The 21,548-nt window shown below is 35.8% G+C and carries 15 protein-coding genes; 4 read left to right on the forward strand and 11 right to left on the reverse strand.

The window, feature by feature from the left end:
- The first annotated feature begins 1 nt into the window (after window position 1).
- Entirely contained in the window at window positions 2–943 is a 942-nt protein-coding gene (locus tag V0410_RS12070) for a YihY/virulence factor BrkB family protein (RefSeq protein WP_330743300.1), read from the forward strand.
- A 122-nt stretch (window positions 944–1,065) separates the two neighbouring features.
- Here V0410_RS12070 and argS read toward each other — a convergent pair whose 3' ends face one another.
- The 7 genes from argS to V0410_RS12105 all read right to left on the reverse strand — a co-directional run bounded on the left by argS (window position 1,066) and on the right by V0410_RS12105 (window position 13,400).
- Complete coding sequence (gene argS, locus V0410_RS12075) at window positions 1,066–2,826, reverse strand: arginine--tRNA ligase (protein WP_330743302.1); 1,761 nt, start codon at window positions 2,824–2,826, stop codon at window positions 1,066–1,068.
- 157 nt (window positions 2,827–2,983) lie between these two features.
- Window positions 2,984–3,133 (reverse strand): bacteriocin-like protein, encoded by a 150-nt coding sequence (locus tag V0410_RS12080; RefSeq protein ID WP_330743303.1) that lies wholly within the window; start codon window positions 3,131–3,133, stop codon window positions 2,984–2,986.
- 182 nt (window positions 3,134–3,315) lie between these two features.
- Entirely contained in the window at window positions 3,316–3,768 is a 453-nt protein-coding gene (locus V0410_RS12085; protein ID WP_330743306.1) for a lipocalin family protein, read from the reverse strand.
- An 85-nt stretch (window positions 3,769–3,853) separates the two neighbouring features.
- Window positions 3,854–5,347: a SusD/RagB family nutrient-binding outer membrane lipoprotein gene (locus tag V0410_RS12090; protein ID WP_330743308.1), complete on the reverse strand. Its 1,494-nt coding sequence runs from the start codon at window positions 5,345–5,347 to the stop codon at window positions 3,854–3,856.
- 7 nt (window positions 5,348–5,354) lie between these two features.
- On the reverse strand, window positions 5,355–8,348 hold the full coding sequence (locus V0410_RS12095) for a SusC/RagA family TonB-linked outer membrane protein (protein WP_330743310.1): 2,994 nt from the start codon (window positions 8,346–8,348) through the stop codon (window positions 5,355–5,357).
- A gap of 405 nt (window positions 8,349–8,753) precedes the next feature.
- On the reverse strand, window positions 8,754–10,370 hold the full coding sequence (locus V0410_RS12100; protein WP_330743312.1) for a SusD/RagB family nutrient-binding outer membrane lipoprotein: 1,617 nt from the start codon (window positions 10,368–10,370) through the stop codon (window positions 8,754–8,756).
- A gap of 24 nt (window positions 10,371–10,394) precedes the next feature.
- The gene (locus V0410_RS12105; protein WP_330743314.1) at window positions 10,395–13,400 is read right to left on the reverse strand and encodes a SusC/RagA family TonB-linked outer membrane protein; all 3,006 of its coding nucleotides are present in this window, start codon (window positions 13,398–13,400) and stop codon (window positions 10,395–10,397) included.
- A 295-nt stretch (window positions 13,401–13,695) separates the two neighbouring features.
- Here V0410_RS12105 and V0410_RS12110 point away from each other — a divergent pair, with 295 nt between their 5' ends.
- Window positions 13,696–14,280 (forward strand): ribonuclease HII, encoded by a 585-nt coding sequence (locus V0410_RS12110; protein WP_227943271.1) that lies wholly within the window; start codon window positions 13,696–13,698, stop codon window positions 14,278–14,280.
- 131 nt (window positions 14,281–14,411) lie between these two features.
- Here the strand turns inward: V0410_RS12110 and yidC are convergent, their stop codons facing one another.
- The 3 genes from yidC to V0410_RS12125 all read right to left on the reverse strand — a co-directional run bounded on the left by yidC (window position 14,412) and on the right by V0410_RS12125 (window position 18,793).
- Window positions 14,412–16,211, reverse strand: a complete 1,800-nt coding sequence (gene yidC, locus V0410_RS12115) for a membrane protein insertase YidC (RefSeq protein WP_227943270.1) — start codon at window positions 16,209–16,211, stop codon at window positions 14,412–14,414.
- A 178-nt stretch (window positions 16,212–16,389) separates the two neighbouring features.
- Window positions 16,390–17,997 carry a CTP synthase gene (locus tag V0410_RS12120; RefSeq protein WP_110008139.1) on the reverse strand — a complete coding sequence of 536 codons (1,608 nt, stop codon included), beginning with the start codon at window positions 17,995–17,997 and terminating at the stop codon, window positions 16,390–16,392.
- A 226-nt stretch (window positions 17,998–18,223) separates the two neighbouring features.
- A complete protein-coding gene (locus tag V0410_RS12125) occupies window positions 18,224–18,793 on the reverse strand; it encodes a YceI family protein (RefSeq protein WP_330743321.1) in 570 nt (189 codons plus the stop codon).
- 140 nt (window positions 18,794–18,933) lie between these two features.
- Here V0410_RS12125 and radA point away from each other — a divergent pair, with 140 nt between their 5' ends.
- Both radA and V0410_RS12135 read left to right on the forward strand, forming a co-directional pair.
- Window positions 18,934–20,283, forward strand: coding sequence for a DNA repair protein RadA (gene radA / locus V0410_RS12130; RefSeq protein WP_110008141.1), 1,350 nt, complete (start codon window positions 18,934–18,936; stop codon window positions 20,281–20,283).
- Between the two features lie 93 nt (window positions 20,284–20,376).
- Window positions 20,377–20,970 (forward strand): acyl carrier protein phosphodiesterase, encoded by a 594-nt coding sequence (locus V0410_RS12135; RefSeq protein WP_330743325.1) that lies wholly within the window; start codon window positions 20,377–20,379, stop codon window positions 20,968–20,970.
- Window positions 20,971–20,975: 5 nt separating this feature from the next.
- Here V0410_RS12135 and V0410_RS12140 read toward each other — a convergent pair whose 3' ends face one another.
- Window positions 20,976–21,491, reverse strand: a complete 516-nt coding sequence (locus V0410_RS12140) for a DUF6702 family protein (RefSeq protein ID WP_330743327.1) — start codon at window positions 21,489–21,491, stop codon at window positions 20,976–20,978.
- Between the last annotated feature and the right edge of the window lie 57 nt (window positions 21,492–21,548).

A 21,548-nucleotide genomic window follows, 5' to 3' on the forward strand; every position in this document is an offset into this window, starting at 1 on the left:
TATGATCAAAACCGCTAAATTTTTCTGGGAAGTTTTAAAAGATACATTCACTGAATGGAACAATTCTACTGCATCAAAAGATTCAGCAAGTCTTGCGTATTATGCCATTTTTTCTATTCCGGGTTTATTGATCATTATTATCTGGGTACTTGGAAATTTCTTTGGGGAAGAAGCCATTCGCGGGCAGATCAGCACCCAGATCAGTGGTATTATGGGACCGGATGTGGCTAAAAGTATTGAAGGTATGCTCGCTGGTGCTTTGATTGACAAAAAGAATATTTTTATGAAGGCAGTTGGAGTTGGATCATTGGTTTTCGGTTCTACTACGCTTTTCTTTCAGCTGCAACATTCATTAAATACACTTTGGGAAGTAGAAGCTGCTCCCAAAAAGGCATTAGTCAAATTTTTACTGGACAGGGCGAATTCTTTGGGAATGATCCTTATTCTGGGATTTCTTCTGATGATCACCATGATTTTATCTTCTCTGATCAGCCTTTTTAATACGATTATCACCCAATATTTTGGTTTTGAAACGTATATGCTGGTAGAGTTTGTCAACTTCGCCGTCGGCTTTGGTCTTGTGATGCTGTTATTTGCTTTGATGTTTAAAGTACTGCCCGATGTTTTAGTCAGCTGGAAACCGGTATGGAAAGGAGCATTTCTGACGACTGTTTTATTTACCCTCGGAAAATTTTTGTTAAGTCTTTATTTTAACCAGGTAAAACCTACTTCAGCCTTTGGCGCTGCGGGAACAGTCATTCTGATTATGATGTGGATCAATTATTCCTGTATGCTGATATTCTTCGGCGCAGAATTTACTAAAGTATATACTTACAAAAAGGGATATAAAGTAGTTCTTTCCAAACATGCACGATGGACTCCTGCTAAGTTGTATGCGGATAGTCTGAAACAGATGCAAGGTGAAAGTAGTGATAAAACGTAGATTTGGGTTGCGAGGTTCGGGTTGCGAGATTTTGAGATCCGGGATATTTCTGATGCTAGATTATTGATATATAAAAAAGAAAAAAGCCTCCTGAAAAATTTCAGGAGGCTTTCTTTCTATTTTTACATTCTGTTTACGGTTCCGATTCCCAAGAGTTCCAACGATTTTTTAATTGTCTTTGCTGTGAGATCTGAAATATTCAAACGGAATTGTTTTACATTTTCATCTTCCTGATTCAGAATCGGATTATTCTGATAGAAAGAGTTGTATGCTTTCACAAGATCGTATACATAGTTTGCCACCAAAGCCGGGCTTAAAGTTTCCGCTGATTTAGCGACTACAGTTTTAAAGTTGGCCAACTGCATGATCAATTCTTTTTCAGACTGATTTAATTCAATATCCGCTGTTTCTGTCTGCAAAGTACCTGCTTTAGACAATAATGACTGAATTCGCGCATAGGTATATTGAATAAACGGCCCTGTATTTCCATTGAAATCAATACTTTCTGCAGGGTTGAAAAGCATCTTTTTCTTTGGATCTACTTTCAGCATAAAATATTTTAAAGCTCCCAATCCTACTGTTTCATAAGATGCTTCTTTATCTTCTTCAGAAAGGTTCTCCAGTTTTCCTAATTCCTGAGCTTTGGATTTTGCTGTTTCATACATTTCCTGCATCAGATCATCCGCATCTACTACAGTTCCTTCACGGGATTTCATTTTACCTTCAGGAAGCTCTACCATCCCGTAAGAAAGGTGGAATAACTGATCTGCCCATTCATATCCTAATTTTTTCAGGATTTTAAATAAAACCTGGAAGTGATAATCCTGTTCGTTTCCTACAGTATAGATCAGTTTCTGGATATTATTTTGCTTAAAACGCTCCACTGCCGTTCCAAGATCCTGAGTCATATAGACTGAAGTACCGTCTGAACGAAGTAACAGCTTCTGATCAAGTCCTTCATCGGTAAGGTCACACCAAACAGAACCGTCTTCTTTCTGATACAAAACGCCTTTATCCAATCCTGCCTGAATAAGATCTTTTCCTAAAATATAGGTATTGCTTTCATACTGAACCTGGTCAAAGTCAACGCCTAATCTCTTATACGTTTCATTGAATCCTTTGTAAACCCATGAATTCATTTCCGCCCAAAGCGCTCTCGCTGTTTCATCTCCATTTTCCCAATCCAACAGCATTTTCTGAGCTTCCTTCATTACCGGAGCATCTTTTTTAGCCTGCTCTTCTCCTACCCCTTGTTCTACAAGCTCTGCAATTTCTTTTTTATAATTTTTGTCAAATTCTACATAATAGTTTCCAACAAATTTGTCTCCTTTGGTATTGGTTGTTTCAGGAGTTGCTCCGTTTCCGAATTTCTCCCATGCCAGCATAGATTTACAGATGTGAATACCTCTGTCATTGATGATCTGAGTTTTGATTACATCATATCCGGCTTCTTTTAAAATCTGAGCGACCGAGAATCCTAACAAATTATTTCTGATATGCCCTAAATGCAATGGTTTATTGGTATTCGGTGAAGAATATTCTACCATTACCGTGGCATTTTTCTTTTCTATAGTGGAAAAATTCTTGCTTACAGATCTGAAGTTATCCACAAACAGCTGGTTTTTCACTTTAACATTCAGGAAACCTTTTACTACATTAAAGCTTTCGAAAAGTTCCGTCTGTTCTGTTAACGCTTCACCTAATTCAACCCCGATACTTTCAGGATTTTTCTTCAATTGTTTTACCAACGGAAAAGTGACAATGGTGAAATCACCTTCAAATTCTGTTTTATTCTCCTGAACTTCCAGTTTGATGTCTTTTAACTGATATACATTTAAAATGACCTCCGAAAGTTTTTCTTCTATAATATCTTTAATATTCATGTGTTCATACTTATTTTTTCATAGGCCACATGTCATTAGCCCGTATTTCATTTCAAAATTTTGAAGTACAAATATACGGAAAGAGTTCGGTAACAATTACCGAACTCTTTTATTAATTCATAAACGTTATTCCTTTAGCTTTTAAGCTATAGAGTTATTAATAACATTTGTCCGGATTGTAAATTCTACAAGGTCCATTTTCTGTATACTGACAAGTTCCTTCCGGACAACTCTGTCCTGGCTGGGGAACCCATCCACCTGCAATTTTTTTTAATTCTGATTTCGATAATTTTTTTAGATTTTTCATAATAATATTTTTTAATTTAGTTTGTAAAGGCTGTAAAAGTCTCATTAGACTAAGATAATAAATTAATATGAAATAAAAAATCAATTTAAAAATAATCTCACATATCTATCCAACCGATATCATTGACCTTACGTTATAATTACAAATAAAAAAACCGCCCGAAGGCGGTTTCTTAAGTATTTTTATTCTTTTATATAAACTAATACAGCATCATCATTACCTGTGATTCCATCTACATTTTTAGAACCGTCAGCAATTTTAAGCTCAGTAGCTGAAAAATCTTCCACTGTTTTTTGTGAGGTTTTACTCACTCCCGCTTCCGTATAAGTAAGTGTTAATTTACCATACATCTTATCGTAGGCCCATTTCCCTGAATAGGACTCAGGCTTTATACACTCTTCTGATCCAACACCAGCTTCATATCTTTCATACACTCCCGAAAAGTCGGTATTAATAAGTATCTGTCCCTTTTTTTCACAAGTGGATACAGGATAGCTTTTCCCTTTAAACTCATATCGGGATGGCTTCCATGTACCATTAATACCTACTTCTTCTGTTATAGAATTACTTCTGTCATCACCACTGCTGCATGAAATAATTCCCATTATGGCAATAAGCCCGATCAAAAACTTCATATTGTATTGTATATTTTTTTTAAACAAGATATTCCTGTATTGCTACAGGAATACCATTTATTATTAACTTCAAAGGACAATTACACTAATTTACGTCCCAGAAAATTTTTGTTGATACTTTATCTCCTCCAATTTTTGCAGCAGCTTTCTCAACATTAGTTTTGTTAAGCAAATATTCCTGATCAGAATACTTCATTCTTACCGGAACAGATTCTACTGCAGAATCTTCTGGATTTTCAAACACAGGGTAGTTTAATCTTCTCGCAAAATTCCATGCCTGGAATCCTTTATTAAACATTGCAACCCAAGCCTGGAAACCAATTGATTTTCTCCAGTTTGAAGCATCGTAAGGATTGGTGGCAATAAATGTAGCTGCAACTGTAGGAGAAATTCCATATTCTGTCATGGAGGCTGTGATTGCTTGTCCATAAAGGCCTGCTGCTGTTCCTCCTACACTAAATCCGCGTGCTGCTGCTTCAGCTCTTAAGAATGAAATTTCTGAGTAATCTAATAAAAACCCTTGAGCATTCTCTGCAATAAGCATATATCCATCTTCTCCTGCATCATTAGGTTTTGAAGAAGTCATATGGGAGTATGCACCAAATGAGTTACCAGATCCATAAACACCTCCTACATAACTTCCTCCTACTTTAGTAAACCATTTTCCTCTTCTAGGATCTGAAGTAGAATTCATATAGTTTACTAACATTTCTGATGGAATAAAGTCATTTCTACCAGATTGCACTACCTCTTGATAAACAGGATTAGCAAATAATCCCGAAGGGAAAGCAGTTAATCCAAAGTTATCCTCTTTACCCTCAAATAATCCCGCAGCATAAGCAGCTTCTGCATGGGTTTTAGCTAATGTCGGATCAACGTCTGCTAATGTTACTGCTAATCTGAATTTTAAGGAATTACCCATTTTTTTCCAATTTGTCATATTTCCCTTATAGAACAAATCGTCTGTATAACCACTTTCACTAGTATTGATCATGGCTGTAGCAGCATCTATTCTTTTGATCAAATCTATGTAAATTGTTTTTGCATCGTCATAAGGAATTTCTGAAGCCCCTGGATTTCCAGGAACAGCTTTTAAAGCTCCAAAATAAGGAACATCTCCATAGGTATCAACCAGATTTGCCCACGCGTATACGCTAATAAGTTCAATTATTGCTTCATTATTGGCTTTCTTTGCAGCACTCATTCCTTCATTTTGAAGAAATTGTTTTGCATCTCTAAGGGCAGAAAGAACCCCTGGCGAATGAACAACAGCAGAACTAGTAGCCATTAATCTGTTATAATGATTTCGTGGTATAGGTCGTGTAACCATGTCATAGTTGGATTCATCAATATAGGTTGTTTGTGCCCACTGCTGAGTAAATAACCTTGCTATATTATTATTAACGTTTGGTGTTAATAATTGTGATATTAATTCCTGCTCTGCACTTGCCACCAATAATCCTGAAGGAACAATTGACGGGTGTTTTGGGTCTTCATTCAAAGATGTGATATCACGTTCACAAGAAGTGGTGGCCACAGTTAAAGAAATTAGACTTAATATTAAAATTATCTTTTTCATGTTTTTGTTAGAATTTTAATGTTACATTGATACCGATGTCACGTGTTGTAGGAAGCACTCCAATAGAGTTTCCTTTTGAAGCCAACCCGTTTCCAGTTCCTGCTTCAGGATCTGCATAAGGTAAATTTTTGTGGATGATCCAAAGGTTTCTTCCAACTAAAGAAATTTTAGCTTCCTGTATAGAAGTATTAGCAAGAATTGATTTTGGAAGACTGTAACCAATACTAGCTTCTCGCAACTTCACGTAAGAAGCATCATACACGAATCTGCTATTCGGCATTCTTCTATATCCATCTACGTTACCAAAAGTATCAGGTGAACTTGTAGGAGTTGTATTTACCTGTCCGTTAGGATTTACACCAGGATGAACAACACCTGCAGTTCTGTAGTCACCTACAGCTGTTTCTTCATATAATCCGGTAGCAAGACCATAATACATATCTGTAGAGAATACATCTCCACCATGCTTGATATCAATTAGGAAACTAACAGAAATTCCTTTATAAGTAAAGCTGTTTCTGATACCTCCAATCCAATCCGGAGTAATATTACCAATTACCTGATTTGGATTTCTTAAATATCTACCGTTAGCTGGATCTATTACGCGTTCTCCATTAGCATTATAGACATAATCTGAACCAACCAAGGCTCCAAATGCCTGCCCTACTCTCGCGTTTAGAGAAACTCCTCCCTGATATTGTGCTAACAAATAGTTTTGAGAATCACCATAAAGGGATACCACTTCATTTTCGTTTTTAGACCAGTTGACATCAATATCCCAGCTAAAGTTAGAATTTTTAATTGGCGTACCATTTAACTGAACTTCAATACCTTTATTATTAATCTGCCCTGCATTTACAAGGAAGGTTCTATACCCAGTAGCTGAAGAAACCGGAAGATTGATGATTTGATCAAGAGTACGCGTTTTATAAACAGCAATATCAAAACCTAATCTATTTTTTAAGAATTGAGCTTCCATACCGAATTCTACTTCTTTTGATCTCTGTGGCTTAAGATCTGGATTTGCTAAGAAATACGACTGATTAACCAATCCTGTGCTTCCAAATCCTCCTCTTACTCTATAAGTATTATTTAATTGATAATTCACAGTGGATGAACCTACTTCTGCATAATTAGCTCTTACTTTCCAGAAACTTAACCAGTTTTGCTTCCATAATTCTGAAAGAATTAAAGACCCTGTTGCTGAATAGTAATCATAAGTATTATTAGCTTTTGGAAGATTTGAACTTCTGTCTACTCTATACGTTCCGTCTACAAATAATAAATTTTTATATCCGAAAGAAGCCGTTGCATATAAACTCGATGTAAGCCATTTTGCATAGTTTTCATCTGGCGGAATGATTGGACTTGCAGAGTTAGAAATTGCAAATAACCCCGGCGTTGCAAGACCACCTTCTGTACTTACATACACAGCATCACTTAGGTTCCTCCTTACGTTTCCTCCTACGATACCGCTAACATTTAAGTCTTCTATAATATCGAATTTATAATTAGCGAATAAATCAAAATTGGTTTCAGAAGTTCTTACATCCTGACGGGAATATCCTGAAGTCACATTATTTCCTGAAGCTCCAAATGCCTGTGGTAATGAGCCATTAGCCAACCTCTCTTCAATCAGCATTTGCATGTTGTCGTAAGATAATTTCCCAGTAATTCCAAAGTTCTTTGAGATATCATACTTCAACTGTGCATAACTGAATGTTCTTGTTCTGGAGTCAGTTTGATAGTTATTATATCTCTGGAAATATGGGTTATTCCAATAAGCAGGTGTTCCATCTGCTCCAGAAGTTCTGTTCCATGTATTGTTACTGTTATTTGTTCTGGCATAAGCGTCTCTTAACTCATAAATGTCAACGTTTGTCTGCCACCATTGCCTGAACCCAGTTACAATATTATCGGAATATCCTGTTTCATTTCTACCTTTCGTATCCTGAATTGTTAAAGTTGAAAATACTGTAGCATGAAGTTTATCTGTAAAGTCATAGCTGAACTTTGCCGTTAAGTTATTTTTTCTCAAATCTGAATTTGGTAATAAACCATTGGAAAGCATATTTGAATATGACAAAGATATGTTTGATGATTTATTTCCTTTCTCTAATGAAATTGAGTTAACATAAGTTACCGGAGTCTCAAAGAATTTAATTGGGCCATTTTTAGCGGCAACCCAAGGTGTTGCCTTCCCATAATAAGGAGAGGTCGGATCGTAGGAATACCATTGACGAACTAACAAATTAGGATTAAACTCGGCTCCATAAGAAGCATCTTCGGTAAATGGCACCTGAAGTTCTCCAGTATTAGGATCATGGTTGAAATATTCATTACCATTGTCTCCGTATAATGGGCCATAACCGGCTCCATATCTTGATTGATATTTAGGGAAAGTAGATTTATCAATAAAACCTACATTGATGTTTGAGTTCAATGTTACTCCCCAACTTCCGTCTTGTTTTCCACGACCACTTTTGGTAACAATCAAAATTACACCATCACTTCCTCTTTCGCCGTATAAAGCAGAAGCAGCAGCTCCTTTCAAAACATTTATACTTTCAATATCATTCTGATTGATATCAGACAAGAAGTTTCCGTAATCAAAAACACTTCCCTTAACACTTCCGTTATTCACGGGAGATCCATCAAGTACGATAAGCGGAGATCCTCCTGACAAAGATTTATATCCTCTGATCAATAAGTTTGATGATCCACCAAAGTTGTTGTTTGTGTTAACCTGAAGACCGGCTACTTTACCTGAAAGTAGTCCTGCGACGTTCCCCGTATTTGTTGTTCCACCTGTTAGTGCTTCCGCTTTTACTTCTTCAGAAGCATACCCCAGAGATTTTTTCTCTCTCTTAATTCCGAGTGCGGTTACAACCACGCCCTCGATCTCTTTTGTTTTAATAGTATCATTCTTTTGCTGGGCATTTGCAACAGCTATAGAAGAAGATAATACTAAAACAAGAAGACTTGCTGTTAGTTTCTTCATATCAAATTAATTTTGTACCCTACAAATTTGTAAAACTTTCTTAATACCACAAAGCAAAAATTAAAAAAAATACACATATTTCAAAATTCAAAAACAAAAACAACAAATAACGCACTAAAATTAGTTAAAAACTAAATATTTAACAAAAACAAGTTGTTTAATCATTATTTTTTTTTAAGAAATAATAACAATCATTTAAATTGATATTATCTATATTAACAAGAATCAAATAGAAATAAAACAACCTGAATATCAATAATTTGAAAAAAATAAATAAGAAAACAGCGTATATCCCACCAATCATACTATGCTTAGCATATTTATATACAGGAAGAGAAATTAGATCTAAAAAATAAAAAAACCGCCCGAAGGCGGTAAAATATATTAAAATTGTTTTTATAAGAATTAGTTCTGATTCCAGAATGGAGTTGTTTGGTTCTTAGTAAAACATTGAGCGTTTGAAATCTGAGGAACGTTCGCTGAGTTAGCAACATATTCAGATGAAGGATACATTAATCTGTACGGCTTATTAGGCTTCGCTGAAGTTGTTGCCATAGGAGTAATCGGGAAACCAGTTCTGTTATAATCAATGAAAGATTCTGTAGGGTTAATTCCAGCAGTAGCTAACCATTTCTGAGTCATGATTGCTTCAATCTTATTATCATTAGTTCCAATCCATCCTAAACCTACTTTAGTTTGAATTGCTGCTTTGTATGCAATATAATCATTATTAGCAGCATAAAGATAGTCAAAAGATGCTTTAATACCTTTTTCGAAGCTTTCCTGACCGTTAATTGCAAAAATACCCGGATATCTCACTGCTGCTTCAGCCTGAAGAAACTCACTTTCTGAACGGGTCATTAATACCCCTGATTTAGCAGAACCTACTGAAGTCAGTTGAGCAGTAGTACTAGGACTACCTTGACCAAATATCCAACCATTTCCAAATCTTGAAACCGTTGTAAGATCTGTCGGAGCCCCTGGCTGACCAGGTGTAGCACCTTGTCTAACTCCTTTTACAACTGACTGACCATTATAATTAACCATTGAGAACATTCTTCCTCTTCTACCATCTTTGATACCGTTAAATTTCTGATAAACATTATCAGTCATATTATAAGGGTTACCATTAAGGCAAGTAGCAATATGCTCAGATGCCGTAAATAATGTATTATTCTGCAACTGAGAGTTTGAACTGTTTCTTACATAGTATCCATAAAATGGATTCTGTTGATCATCATTAGCAGCACTGTATCCAGGGTTTACTAAAACATCTGCTTCTACGAATTTTGCTCCTGATAAAGTCTGAAGTTGCTGATCTCTAAAAGCAGCCATTGATCCTGTTACTTTAGACATTCTTATCAACATTCTTAACTTCACAGTATTCGCAAGACGCTTCCAGCTATCCATTGTTCCCTGAAAAACAATATCAGTAGCACCTAGTTCAAGTGCAGCGGCATTTCCATTATCTATAAGAGTGATAGCATCATTCAGACCAAGAATTAATGATTTGTAGATTTCTTCATCATTATCATATTTTGGAGTTGCATTAGCCTGACCCATAAATGCTTGAGAATATGGAGCATCGCCATATAAATCTACGATAGTTTGCATGTAAAAAGCTTTCATCACTTTTGCAGCAGCTACATAGTTATCATATTTGTGAGTAGAGTTATCATATTTCTCAATAGCAACGAAGTTACTTACGTTTCTGTATAATCCATCCCAAATCTGTGGATAAAAAGAACTATCTACATTCAAAGTATATTCATTCCCAAACGGAGCTCCAAAAGAATAAGAGTTACCTGCATAGGAATTCATCATAAGACCACCAAATCTATTCATCCATGTAGCTTGTGTTCTATAAGTCTGAGCAACAGCACCAGGGAACAATAAAGTTGGCGTAATAGCTTCTGCATGGATACTATTTGGATTTTCATTAATATCCAGATAATGATCACATGAAGTCAACGTCATAGAGGCAACAATTAAACCTAGTATTGTATATTTAAATTTTTTCATTTTCAAGTAATAATTAATTAAAGTTTAGAAAGATGCTTTAAGATTCACCCCAAAGCTTCTAGTTGATGGATACTGTGTTGTATAAGCAAAACCAGCAGCATTTCCTGTTGTACTTGCAGTTTCGGGATCCGCGTAGTTTCTATTGTTATCCGCATACTTAAAGAATGGGTTCCTTGAGTAAACACCTACTGTCAATGAATTCAAGAATGTAGAACTTAAGACTGATTTTGGTATATCATAGCTTAATGCAATTTCTCTAATCTTTAACGCGGTAGCATCAACTACTAAGTTTTCTCCAACAGCTCTATACGCACTACTTGAGAAGTAGTTGGTAACGTTAGTATAAGTTCCTGCTCCACCTACTGGTGTATTGTTAGGAGTGTATATCGGATTTGCTGCAGTACCCGTGTTTTGTACTGAGTTAGGAACAACATATCCTTGAGTTCTATCAAATTCAGCTGATTCTTCTAACCCTCCTGTAAAGGCAAGTAGGTTTTTCGTAAACGAAACAAATTTACCTCCTTTTCTAAAGTCTCCCATTGCAGATAATGTGAATCCTTTATACTTAATATTAGTTGAGAACCCAAGAATATAATCAGGAGTAGCTCTTCCTAAAACCTGAAGATTACTTGTTGTTAAAGGATTTCCTTTAGAGTCAACAATAATTCTTCCTTGATCGTCTCTCTGGAATGCACTTCCTTTGATAACAGGAAAATCAGATCCTTTCACAGCGAAAATACCTACTGCTGCTGAACTACTGCTTAATAAAGATACTTCATCAGCACCATCAGCCAATTCCAATACTTTAGATCTGTAAGTAGAATATGACACTTTCATATCCCAGGTAAAATCACTTGTTTTGATTGGCGTTAACCCTAAATCAAGCTCAAGCCCTCTTAATCTCATTTTACCCACATTATCAAGAATACTTGTTAATCCAGATGCACTTGATGCAGTTCTTGCAGTAATTAAGTCATCAGTTGTAGATTGATAAACAGAAGCATCTAATCTGATTCTGTCTTTTAGGAATCCTAGAGATAATCCAAAATCTAAAGTATTAACAAATTCAGGTTTAATATTTACTGATGTAGGTGTTTGATTATTAATATATGAACTTAAACCATTAAATGGAAAACCTGTTGGGAACACTCCGATTTCATCTGTTCTGTAAGGATCTACTGCAGTTGTATTACCTACTCTTGTAAATGAACCTGTAATTTTTGCGTAGTTAAGAATATCTCCTTTTAAGCTCTGAAATGCTTTAGTTGGTACAAAAGACAAACCTACTGAATAATAAGGATAAACAGGATTTGTTCTTTTCCCAGAGCTATATGGTCTTGTTGACAATACAGAAGACTGCTCAATTCTAAATGTAGAGTTTAAGAATAAATAATCATTATAGCTTAAATCCAAGTTAGCAAATCCAGCAATAATTCTACTGTTTGTCTGATAGTTATCTAAATTAGCACTTGAATAAGGATCTGGATTAAGTACATTTTTGATATGATACCATCCTGCAATATCTAAATTATTACCTCCTACAGATGTTACATTAAATGTTCTGTCCTGAATGTTATTCCCGATGTTAAACTTTAATCCGATTTTATCTGTTAGCTCGTAATTAAAGTTCACCATTAAGTCACCATAGTAATTTCTCTCCTTAGATGTACTTTCATAGAACCAAGACGTTATATCACCATTTCCTAAATCACCGAAAGTAATTCCATCAATAGATGTTCCAGGAAGATTATATGTTTTAGTAAAAATTGCACCATCATTATGTCTCGTATAAGTCATACCTCTAGTTGTAACGTTTCCGTTATACGTAATATTGATATTCTTATTCAATTCATAATCTAAACCAAGAATGGCACTAAAGTAATCACTATGTCTGTCATATCTTTCATGATCGATAGTCCAGTATGGATTTACAGCATATCCAGTGTAGTAGCCTTCAATTCCACTATTTCTATAAAGCTTAATGTTATTATTAGTAGGAGTTTGAAGAATATCATCATATAAAGATGAGTTGGTAGTGGATACTATTCTATTAATATAGTTGATATTACCATCAATTTTCAGTTTTCCAATTTTTTTACCAGCTTTAAATATAAAACTATTTTGTCTCAGTTTATCACCCTCAACTACAAAATTATTTTCTGTTCTATTCGCAGAGAATGACACATAAGAATCAGCTCCACCAGCAGTTGCTGTAATTCCATTTTGAGTTAATACTCCTGTTGAAAAGAATTTACTCATGAAATTTTTAACCGGAGCATATTTTTCATAAATAAATGATCCATCAGCCTGCGGAAGACCTGAAGGCATCATAGTCCCTCCGATAGCGGGATTATCATAAGCAGCTCCCCAAGACATGTTTTCCCATGGCACATAGTTTGTACCACCATAACTTACATCACTCCATCCTTCATCCTGAACTCCTTTACCGTATTTTTGCTGAACCTTTGGAAGCATGAAAACATTAGAAATATCAATAGATGAATTGAATGTCATCTGAAGTTTTTCAGATTTCGTACCTCTTTTTGTTGTTACGATAATTACCCCGTTAACCCCTTGTTGCCCATAAAGAGCCGCTCCCTGTAAACCTTTAATTACGTTAATATTTTCAATTGCTTCAGGTGGTATCTGCTGTAAAATATCAGCAGATGAAATTACGTTATCAATTACAATTAATGCTTGGTTATTACCTGTAATAGACTTAGCACCTCTTAAGACAACTCTATAGCTAGGATCTACACCATTATTTGTCAAATTGATTTGTAAACCTGAAACCTTACCTGTCAGCGCCTGTACAGCAGTTGGTGCAGACGCCTGATTCAATTCTTTTGTCGTTACGACTTGCTGTGTATTTGTTATCGCATCCGCCTTCCTTTTAATACCTAAGGCTCCGGTAACAACTATCTCCTCAATATTTTTGGTTTTTAGAGTATCCTTGGTGTTTTGGGCTGATACCATCATAAATGATGACGATAGTACAACCGCGAAAACACTCGCAGTTAATTTCTTCATATCAAATTCAATTATTTTTACAGATTACAAATATGTGAAAGTTTCACAAAACAACCAAAAAAAATGTTAACGTTTTATAATTTTTTAAAACCCCTATCTTAAAAACATAGCAAAACTAGTAAGTTATTAAAAAAATCGACATTATTTAATCAATATAAAAAAAACAACTAATTAGCAAACTCAATACAAATACTTAAAAACAATATTACTATACTTGTTATACTACAAAAACAATAATAATCACATAAAATATTTTCCTGCAAAATTTTATATTTTTGCAGTATAGATACAATTCATGGAGCTAATAAAAAACTGGTCAAACCTTTACATTGAGGCGGGATGTGATGAAGTAGGAAGAGGATGTTTAAGTGGTCCGGTGGTAGCGGCAGCAGTAATTTTGGATGATGATTTTAAACAAAATCTGGTTAATGATTCAAAGAAATTAACGTTCAAAACCCGTATGGAACTGGATAGTTATATTAAAGATAATGTGAAAAACTACGCCATTGCAGAGCTTCCACCGTCCTTCATTGACGAACATAATATTCTCAATGCAAGTATCCATGCAATGCATCGTGCGCTGGACAAACTAACGATAACTCCTGAGCTTATTCTGGTGGACGGGAATAAATTTCATCCTTATAACTACATCCCTCATCAATGTATTATCAAGGGAGATTCTAAAGTATTATCGATTGCTGCAGCGTCTATTCTTGCCAAAAATTATAGAGACAAGTTAATGATTCAGCTTCATGAAGAACATCCTGAATATGGGTGGGATACCAATTTTGGCTATGCTACTAAAAAACATCAGGATGCACTTATTAAACATGGACCGACCCGATATCACAGACAGTCTTTCAGACTTAAATACGATTAAAAGTTACTGATTTTCAATTATTAAATTTTCATCCACTGATTGGAAATTTAAAATTATTCTAAATAAATTACACATAAAAAAAGAGAAGCAATTGAACAATTGCTTCTCTTTTTTAACGTATTATTAAGAATTTATTTCTTTTTATTTCTTTGTTGTTCCTGAGCTTTTTGCTGCTCCTGAGCCTTCTCCATCATTTCTCTCATTCTCTTCTGGAACTTGCCTTCCGCTTTCGGTTTTTCCTTATTAGACTGAATCTGGGCATGGATTTTCTTTTCATCCAGGATCAAATACTTAATAACAAGGATGATCAGGATGTTAATCGCATTCGATACAAAATAATACCATGAAAGACCTGAAGCCGAAGTATTAAGGAAGAACAGGAATGTAATCGGGAAGATATACATTAACACCTTCATATTTGGCATTCCTTCCTGCTGAGGCTGCTGCATATTTCCTGAAGTCATAACAGTATAGATTAAAATAACAACTGTACAGGCTAAAGCGAAAATACTTAAATGGTCTCCAAGGAAAGGAACTTTAAACGGAAGCTTGATCAAATCATCATACGCTGTCAAATCTTTGGCAAACCAGAACCCTTGGCCTCTAAGATCAATAAAGTTCGGGAAGAAACGGAACAAAGCATAGAAGATAGGAATCTGAACTAATGCCGGTAAACATCCCGCCATCTGATTCACTCCAGCTTTTCTGTACACTTCCATCGTTGCCTGCTGCTTCTTCATCGGATCTGCATCCTTGAACTTCGCGTTCACCTCATCAATTTCAGGACGGATCACCTTCATCATAGCACTTAGTTTGTGCTGCTTATACATAATTGGCGACAGGATCAGCTTTACGATGATCGTCATTACAAAAATCACCCAACCTGCTGATAATCCCCACGCAGCGATAATACTGTATAACCACATGAAGAAATAACGGTTCATTGCCCCGATGAATGACCAGCCTAACGGAAGGATTTCATCAAAATTCTTATCGTAAGATTTAAGCAATGGCAAATCCAATGGCATAAAATACCATGTGAAATCCTGGTTCAGCTCGCTTCCTGTCATTTGAACGAAACCTTCGTAATTGAATTTCTTCAGATACTCTCCTTCTTCAACATTCTCCTGATTACCTTTACTTTGTGTAAATCCGTTTTTAGCTTCAATGACTGAAGAGAAAAACTGCTGTTTTACACCAATCCAGTTAAGAGTTTCTTTTTCCTCTTCCATTGTGGTTCTTCCATCATAATCATAGTCTTTATAATTATTGAAGGCATAAGAAAATTCTGAGTGAGACTGCTCCTGAGCTCTACCTTTTTCAAGGTTTCTTACATTATAATCCCAGATAAAATCTGCTTTGTTATCAGAAGTAATTTTAGAAAGTCCTTGAGTTCTTACTTTAAAATCAAGGGTATATTTTGGTAATAGTGTGTAAATGAATTGAATGACAGCACCATTGTAATCTGCAGTTAAGGTTACAGCATTTCCATTAACAGCTGGTGAGAAAACTAAATCTTTAGTATTAACGATTTTCCCTGTTTTATCTTTAAACTGAAAACCGTAGTTTGAGTTATTCTTAGTAATAAGATAAAGCGGCTGATCTGCATTATCTGTTTTGTGGTTGTAGGCTTTATATTTTAAAAGTTCTACTTTGGAAACCTGTCCTCCTAAGCTTGAAAATTCAAGTTTCAATTCATTATTCCCAAGACTTGCTGTCTGAATGGCGTTAGGAGTTACATTTGGATTGATATTGCTTGCCTGAGTTTGCTTTACGGCATTTTTTGCCTGTTCCGTTTTCTGCTCCTGAGCTTTCAACTCCGCTTCTTTCGTTTGTTTGTTCTGGAAATAGAACATAAAACCGAAGAGAACAAGGCATAAAACCGCGAAACTAATCATTTGCTTCTTATCGATTCCGTTGTTTTGTTGCATTTTATTTTATATTAAAATTTTAAATTTAAAATGTACATACTGGTGTACGTAATTTGAGCTGACAAAAATACTGTTTTTTTATCAAAACTCTATGCTTTACGTTGTTACTATATAATAAACTCAAGCTGAGAATAATCAGCCTGAGTTTATGGGTAGACGTTTATGATAAAATTTTACCTTATTTCTTTTCGCAAGCTTTGATGAAAGCTCTGAATAGCGGATGCGGTGTTGCTACCGTACTCTTATATTCCGGGTGATACTGAACTCCTACATAGAAAGGGTGATCAGGAAGTTCCAGGGCTTCTACCAAACCGGTTTCAGGGTTGGTACCTGTAGCAAGGAAACCATTCTTTTCAAATTCCTGAAGATAATCACTGTTGAATTCATAACGGTGACGGTGTCTTTCAGAGATATTTTTGTTTCCGTAGATATCGTATAATTTAGAACCGTTTTTCAATGAGCACTTCCATGCTCCAAGACGCATTGTTCCTCCTTTATCTACAACATTTTTCTGTTCTTCCATCAAAGAAATTACAGGATCAGGAGTAGCGGTATCAAATTCCATAGAGTTTGCTTTGGTATGTCCTAAAACATTTCTTGCAAATTCAATCGTCATAATCTGCATTCCTAAACAGATTCCCAACATTGGAATTTTATTTTCTCTTGCATATTTTGCGGTAAGAACTTTTCCTTCAATTCCTCTGTCTCCAAAACCTGGAGCTACAAGGATACCATTCACACCTTTCAGTGTATCTTTGATATTTTCTTCCGTAATATCTCCACTGTATACCCATCTTACTTTTACTTCAGTTTCAAGGTCAGCACCTGCATGTTTGAATGCTTCAGCAATAGAGATATAAGAATCCTGAAGGGAAACATATTTTCCAACCAATGCAATTTCAACAGTTTTCTTAGGGTTCTGGAATTTTTTAAGGAAACTCTTCCAGTCTTTAAGATCAGCATCTTTATCACTTTTCAGATCCAGCTCTTTCAGAACTACATCATCGAAATTCTGCTTCTGAAGATACATTGGAACTTCATAGATGGTTTCAAGATCTTTACATTCGATAACGTTATCTAAAGGAACATTACAGAACTGAGCTAATTTTGCTCTCTGATCTTTAGGAATCTTATGTTCTGTTCTGCACACCAAAACATCTGCCATAATTCCGCTTTCCATCAACTGACGAACGGAGTGCTGGGATGGTTTTGTTTTCAATTCTCCACTTGAAGCCAGATAAGGCAATAAAGTAAGGTGAATCACCATAGAATTGCTCTCTCCCAATTCCCATTTCAACTGGCGAACAGTTTCAATGTAGGGTAAAGATTCAATATCCCCTACAGTTCCTCCAATCTCAGTAATGATGATATCGTAGTTCTGTTTTGAAAGAATTTTAATTCTACGTTTGATTTCGTTAGTAATATGAGGAATCACCTGAACTGTTTTTCCAAGGAAGTCTCCTTTTCTTTCTTTTTCAATTACAGTCTGGTAGATTTTTCCTGTAGTAACGTTGTTGTTTTGGGATGTAGGAGCATCAAGATAACGCTCGTAGTGGCCTAAATCCAGATCCGTCTCTGCACCATCTTCAGTCACATAACACTCTCCGTGCTCATAAGGATTCAAAGTTCCTGGGTCGATATTGATATAAGGATCTAATTTTTGGATCGTTACATTAAAGCCGCGTGATTTTAGTAGAAGTCCCAGAGAAGCAGAAACGATTCCCTTTCCCAAAGATGAAGTTACACCTCCTGTCACAAAGATGTACTTTGTATTCTTTTTACTCATTAGATTAGGTTTGTGCAAAGTTAGGGGAAAAAGAAATACAAAGCAATCTTTTACATTTTGAAAATGATAAAACACCCTTCAAACAACTATAAAACCGGATAAAAATTTTTATTATTATTAATCTAAACAAATGAAACAAAGCTGCAACCAAAAGGATTTTCGCCTATCAACAAAAAAGATTTTCCATTTGAACGGAAAACCTTTTTTATATTTTATATTCTGAATATTATTGCTTAGTCAGTTCAAAGTAAGCTGTTACTTCAACATCTTTCGCGATTCCGGCTCCTGACGGGTCATATTTGATTCCATAATCCAGACGATTCACGGTAAATTTAGTCTGAATTCCCATAATTTCTTTTCCGTCCTTATTTTTTGTAATTCCTCCAAACGTAACCGGAGCAGTGATTTCTTTTTCCACGCCCTTCATCGTCAGTTTCCCTTTTACGATGTAATTATTGTTCTTATCTTTTGTAACGGAAGAACTCTTAAATTCAATCGTAGGATATTTGGTAACTTCGAAAAACTCTTCGCTGATAAGATGTCTGTCTCTCATGTCCACTCCTGTATTAATGGAAGGGACACTGATAGAAAAGCTCAAATCGGCATTATCCAGATTAGCACCACCAGTGGCTGCTTTTCCGTCAAATTTATCAAACCTTCCCTGCACAAAACTGATGCCCATGTGCTTGATATTAAAGTTGATTGATGAATGCATCTGGTCCACCTGCCAGCTTCCCTGTCCAAAAGCAACAATACTTAACAACCCAAATACGAAAGATAAAAATACTTTTTTCATTGTAATGATATTTTACATTAATATATTTTAATTGAATAAAGCTAAGATATGAAAGATATTCCTATCGCAGACGTATTAGTTTTTTTATATTAACCCCATTTACATTCTGAAAAAAAAATGCTTTTTTATAACTTCGCAGTATGGCAAAACTGAAAACAGCATATTTCTGTCAAAACTGCGGAACCCAGTATCCTCAATGGCTGGGGCAATGTAAAAACTGTGGAGAGTGGAATACATTAGTGGAAGAGGTTGTAGAAAAACCTTCTCACAAAACGCCTCCCTTTTCGAAAACCAAACAACATGTTATCAATATTGTTGAAGTGGAAACGAGCGAAGAGCCGAGAATAAAAACACCTTCCGAAGAGCTGAACCGTGTTTTAGGAGGCGGCATCGTTTTAGGTTCTGTAACTCTGATTGGTGGTGAACCGGGAATCGGGAAATCTACCCTTCTGCTTCAGCTTGCTTTAAAAATGAAGAAAAAAATCTTCTATGTTTCCGGGGAAGAAAGTGCTTCTCAGATCAAAATGAGAGCAGACAGGCTTACGGATATTCAGAATCCGAACTGTTTTCTTTTTACGGAAACTTCACTGGAAAAAATCCTTCATGAGGCTAAAAAGCTGGAGCCGGATTTCATGATTATCGATTCTATACAGACCCTTCAGTCTCAATTGATAGAAAGTTCTCCGGGAACAGTATCCCAAATCCGCGAATGCTCCAATGAGATCATCAAATATGCCAAAGAAAACAATACTCCGGTATTTCTTGTAGGCCACATCACCAAAGACGGACAGATTGCCGGACCAAAGGTTCTTGAGCACATGGTGGATGTCGTCCTGAATTTTGACGGAGACCGGAATCACCTGTTCAGATTACTAAGAGCCAATAAAAACCGTTTCGGATCCACTTCAGAAATCGGAATTTATGAAATGATCTCACAGGGATTGAAAGAGATTAAAAACCCTTCGGAAATTCTGATTACCAAAAAGTTTGAGGAACTTTCAGGGAACTCCGTTGCAGTAACTCTGGAAGGAAACCGACCGATGCTTCTTGAAATACAGGCATTGGTAAGTACCGCCGTTTATGGTACTCCTCAAAGAAGCAGCACCGGTTTTGATTCCAAAAGACTGAATATGCTTTTGGCCGTACTGGAAAAAAGAGCAGGTTTTCAGTTGGGAGCAAAAGACGTCTTCCTTAATATTACCGGAGGAATAAAGACAGACGATCCGGCACTGGATCTGGCAGTGATCGCTTCTGTTCTTTCATCCAATGAGGATATCGCTATTTCCGAACATTACTGCTTTGCCGGAGAAATTGGTCTGAGTGGAGAAATACGTCCGGTAGCCCAGATTGAACAGAGAATTACTGAAGCGGAAAAATTGGGTTATGAAAAAATATTTGTTTCCAACCTTAATAAAATCCCGAAAAGAAAATTTGGAATCAAGATTGAAGAAGTGAGTAAAATTGAGGATTTTCACGAGAGGCTTTTCTAAGGTGAATGGTTAATTGATATTTGGATAAAAAATTCACAAGCGAAGCGGATTCACTATTATCAAACATTCACATTTAATTCATACCTTTAATTTATGAATTATCTGGCTCATTCATTTCTTTCTTTTACCGACGGGCAGATCGTGGGGCAATTTCTCGAGGATTTCATCCGCAACAGAGATCGTTTTTCTTTCCCGAAGGAAATTCAGGACGGAATTACCCTGCACAGAGCGATTGATACATTTACAGATTCTCATCCTGCTATTCACGAAGCCAAAAAAGTATTTGCTCCTTTGGTAAGACTGTACGCCGGTGCATTTGTGGATGTATCAATGGACCATTTTGTAGCCAGAGATCTTTCCCTGAATTCCCTGGCAGAATGGAAAGCACATTCTCTGCATGTTTACAGTGTTTTGAATGCCCACGAACAGTGGCTCCCTGAAAATTTTAAAAAGATGCTGGCTAAAATGGAACAGGATGACTGGCTTTATAATTACCGTGAAGACTGGGGAATTAAATTCAGTATTCAGAATGTACTGAATAAAGCAAAATATCTGGATAAAGATATTCCTGTTTTTGAAGCTTTTTTAAAGAATAAAGATCATCTTCAGCAGTGTTATGACGATTTTTTTCCTGATCTTCTTGTTCATGCAAAAGGGATCAGCACATTACTCCAGCTGGAAAACTGATATTCTTAAAACTGTTTATAGAGATAACGGTTGGGATAGGTAAGTTTTTCACTGTTTCTTTGCCCGTTTACAATGATATGAACAATATTGATCTGATCATCAAAAAGGTTATATAAAAAACTGACAGCTGCTTCTACTTTTTTCGGAACGGGCACCGGTTCTGACTCAAGAAAGATATCTACAGATTCCTGATCTTCTTCATAACCAATATAATTTACTTTTAAAAATTTGTTATCAGCCTTTAACCTGAAATATTCTGAACAATATTTTTGCAGGGCATCATTCAGTTTCGCTTTATATTTTTCGTCATTAAAATGGAAAGCACTTCCATATTTTTTCCCCAGCCCATTTTCCATGTCATCAAGAAAGAATCTTCCGGTCACTTCAAAGGTTCTGGATTTTGAATTATAATTAATTTCAACAGATCCTACATGGTATGGATGAACCACATCACTGCTCACAAAGCTCTGAAAAACAATCGTCATCAAAAAAAGAAATCCCCAAAAAAACTTACCCGACATGAATTTTATTTTACAGCAAATATAAAAAAAGCAGCAGTTATACAACCGCTGCTTTTG

Origin of the sequence: Chryseobacterium sp. CP-77, from assembly GCF_036362765.1 — a bacterium.
Lineage (GTDB): Bacteria > Bacteroidota > Bacteroidia > Flavobacteriales > Weeksellaceae > Chryseobacterium > Chryseobacterium cupriresistens.

What these genes read in the sequence shown, in the direction of transcription:
- V0410_RS12110 (WP_227943271.1), top strand. Translation starts at nt 13,696, where the DNA reads ATGGAGCTAATAAAAAACTGGTCAAACCTTTACATTGAGGCGGGATGT.
- V0410_RS12140 (WP_330743327.1), bottom strand. Translation starts at nt 21,491, where the DNA reads ATGTCGGGTAAGTTTTTTTGGGGATTTCTTTTTTTGATGACGATTGTT.
- V0410_RS12095 (WP_330743310.1), bottom strand. Translation starts at nt 8,348, where the DNA reads ATGAAGAAACTAACAGCAAGTCTTCTTGTTTTAGTATTATCTTCTTCT.
- V0410_RS12085 (WP_330743306.1), bottom strand. Translation starts at nt 3,768, where the DNA reads ATGAAGTTTTTGATCGGGCTTATTGCCATAATGGGAATTATTTCATGC.
- yidC (WP_227943270.1), bottom strand. Translation starts at nt 16,211, where the DNA reads ATGCAACAAAACAACGGAATCGATAAGAAGCAAATGATTAGTTTCGCG.
- V0410_RS12090 (WP_330743308.1), bottom strand. Translation starts at nt 5,347, where the DNA reads ATGAAAAAGATAATTTTAATATTAAGTCTAATTTCTTTAACTGTGGCC.
- V0410_RS12120 (WP_110008139.1), bottom strand. Translation starts at nt 17,997, where the DNA reads ATGAGTAAAAAGAATACAAAGTACATCTTTGTGACAGGAGGTGTAACT.
- V0410_RS12135 (WP_330743325.1), top strand. Translation starts at nt 20,377, where the DNA reads ATGAATTATCTGGCTCATTCATTTCTTTCTTTTACCGACGGGCAGATC.
- radA (WP_110008141.1), top strand. Translation starts at nt 18,934, where the DNA reads ATGGCAAAACTGAAAACAGCATATTTCTGTCAAAACTGCGGAACCCAG.
- V0410_RS12070 (WP_330743300.1), top strand. Translation starts at nt 2, where the DNA reads ATGATCAAAACCGCTAAATTTTTCTGGGAAGTTTTAAAAGATACATTC.
- V0410_RS12125 (WP_330743321.1), bottom strand. Translation starts at nt 18,793, where the DNA reads ATGAAAAAAGTATTTTTATCTTTCGTATTTGGGTTGTTAAGTATTGTT.
- V0410_RS12105 (WP_330743314.1), bottom strand. Translation starts at nt 13,400, where the DNA reads ATGAAGAAATTAACTGCGAGTGTTTTCGCGGTTGTACTATCGTCATCA.
- argS (WP_330743302.1), bottom strand. Translation starts at nt 2,826, where the DNA reads ATGAATATTAAAGATATTATAGAAGAAAAACTTTCGGAGGTCATTTTA.
- V0410_RS12100 (WP_330743312.1), bottom strand. Translation starts at nt 10,370, where the DNA reads ATGAAAAAATTTAAATATACAATACTAGGTTTAATTGTTGCCTCTATG.
- V0410_RS12080 (WP_330743303.1), bottom strand. Translation starts at nt 3,133, where the DNA reads ATGAAAAATCTAAAAAAATTATCGAAATCAGAATTAAAAAAAATTGCA.